Below are 2,299 nucleotides of genomic sequence, written 5' to 3'. Positions count from 1 at the left end.
GCCCGAGACCATCCGCGCGGCCATCCTCGCCGCGGCGCCCGGCGCCATCGAGATCGGCGACCGCCGCAAGGCGATCCATGAGGCGGTGGCGATGCTGCGCGCCGGCGATACGCTTATCGTCGCCGGCAAGGGGCATGAGGAAGGCCAGACCATCGGCGCTCAGACATTCCACTTCTCCGACCACGAGGAAGTGCGCGATGCGCTGAAGGAGCGCGCCGCATGAACCTGCTGTGGACGTCGGAAGCGCTGGTCGAAGCCATGGAAGGCAGGCCCATCGGCTCGCTGCCGGAGGGCATCACCGGTATTTCGATCGACAGCCGCAGCCTGGAGCCGGTAAGCGCCTTCTTCGCCATCAAGGGCGAGGCGATGGACGGCCATGATTTCGCGACAGCCGCGGTCAAGGCCGGAGCGGCCGTGCTGGTCGTCGCCGAGGGCAAGCTGCCCTCGCTCGGCCGGCTGACGGCGCCGATGATCGTCGTGCAGGACGTGCTTGCGGCCCTTGAGAAGCTCGGTGTGGCGGCCCGCGCCCGCTCGAAGGCCCGGATCATCGCGGTCACCGGCTCGGCCGGCAAGACGACCACCAAAGAAGCGCTGCGCCATGTGCTGTCGGCGGTCGGCAAGGTGCACGCCTCGGCGCAGTCGTTCAACAATCATTGGGGCGTGCCGCTGACGCTGGCGCGTATGCCGCAGGACTGCGACTTCGCGATCTTGGAGATCGGCATGAACCATCCCGGCGAGATCAGGCCGCTGGTCAGGATGGTCAGGCCGCATGTCGCCATCGTGACGATGATTGCCGCCGCCCATCTCGGCTTCTTCAAGAATCTGGACGAGATCGCCAGGGCGAAGGCGGAGATCTTCGAGGGCTTGGAGCCCGACGGCGCCGCGCTGCTCAATCGTGACGACCAGCGCTGGAAGCTGCTTGAGAAGATGGCGAAGGAGGCCGGCGTCGAGCACGTCTTCGGCTTCGGCGAGAATGCCCGTTCAACCTTCCGGCTGACCGGCTGCGAGCTCTACGCCGGTCACTCAGACATCACCGCCAAAATCGGCAAGCAGGATGTTGCAGCGCGTGTCGGGGCTCCCGGTCGCCACATGGTGCAGAATGTATTGGCCGTGCTGGGTGCTGCCAAGCTCGTCGGCGCCGATCTCGACAAGGTTGCGGCGGCGCTTGCCGACCTGTCGCCCGAACGCGGGCGTGGCCGGCGCCATGTCCTGCACCATCCAAATGGACCGATCACGCTGATCGACGAGAGCTACAACGCCAATCCGGCGTCGATGGCGGCGGCGATGGCGCTGCTCAACGCTACGCCCGTCTCGGGGGAGGGCCGGCGCATCGCGGTGCTGGGTGACATGCTGGAGCTTGGCGGCCATTCGGCGAAGCTCCATGCGGCGCTGGCCGAACTGATCGTCGGCACAGGCACGCGCAATGTCTTTCTCGGCGGGCCGGAAATGCAGGCGCTGGCCGAGGTTTTGCCGGCCGATGTCCAGACCGAGTACCGGGCAGGCGTCGAGGAACTGAAGCCGATCGTGATCGCTGCGCTCAGGCCCGGCGACGTGGTGATGGTCAAATCGTCGAAAGGCATCGGCTTTTCAAAGCTGGTCGAGGCATTGCTCGGCAAATTTCCGGCGCAAGCCACAAACATTGAACCGACTTGAGGTCGGCTCCGGGGGACGGAAGGACCATGTTCACACTGCTCGTCGATTTCGCGGACAAGATCTCGTTCTTCAACGTCTTCCGCTACATCACCTTCCGCACTGGTGGCGCGCTGATCACCTCGGCGCTGATCGTCTTCATCTTCGGGCCGACGATCATCAATTCGCTGCGCCTGCGGCAAGGCAAGGGCCAGCCGATCCGCGCCGACGGCCCGCAGACGCATTTCAAGAAGGCTGGAACACCGACCATGGGCGGGCTGATGATCCTGTCCGGCATCATCGGCTCGTCGCTCTTATGGGCGAATCTATCCTCGATCTATGTCTGGGTTGTGCTGCTGGTCACCGTCGGCTTCGGCTCGATCGGCTTCTACGACGACTATCTCAAGGTCACCAAGCAGTCGCATCTGGGCTTCTCCGGCAAGGCGAGGCTGGCGATCGAATTCGTCATCGCGGCCATCGCCGCCTGGGTGATCATGCATAATGGCCAGGCGCCTTTCTCGTCGTCCCTGACCTTCCCTTTCGCCAAGGAGTTCCTGATCAACCTCGGCTGGTTCTTCGTGCCGTTCTCCTGCTTCGTCATCGTCGGCGCCGGCAATGCGGTCAATCTGACCGACGGTCTCGACGGCCTGGCGATCGTGCCGATCATGAT

Annotated in this window: 1 protein-coding gene and 2 pseudogenes; all 3 read left to right on the top strand. The window is 64.5% G+C overall.

Annotated elements, in window-relative coordinates; genetic code table 11:
* A pseudogene (locus EOA28_RS32870) lies at positions 1–223 on the top strand (UDP-N-acetylmuramoyl-L-alanyl-D-glutamate--2,6-diaminopimelate ligase); the annotation flags it as partial.
* Positions 220–1,653: a UDP-N-acetylmuramoylalanyl-D-glutamyl-2,6-diaminopimelate--D-alanyl-D-alanine ligase gene (locus EOA28_RS32865; protein WP_128315705.1), complete on the top strand. Its 1,434-nt coding sequence runs from the start codon at positions 220–222 to the stop codon at positions 1,651–1,653. The pseudogene EOA28_RS32870 and the gene EOA28_RS32865, both read left to right, overlap by 4 nt.
* A 26-nt stretch (positions 1,654–1,679) precedes the next feature.
* Positions 1,680–2,299, top strand: a pseudogene (gene mraY / locus EOA28_RS32860) (phospho-N-acetylmuramoyl-pentapeptide-transferase); the annotation flags it as partial.

Origin of the sequence: Mesorhizobium sp. M2A.F.Ca.ET.067.02.1.1, assembly GCF_004023285.1 — a bacterium.
Lineage (GTDB): Bacteria > Pseudomonadota > Alphaproteobacteria > Rhizobiales > Rhizobiaceae > Mesorhizobium.
Note: the sequence above shows the minus strand (reverse complement) of the source record. Positions and strands in the feature narration are given on the sequence as shown.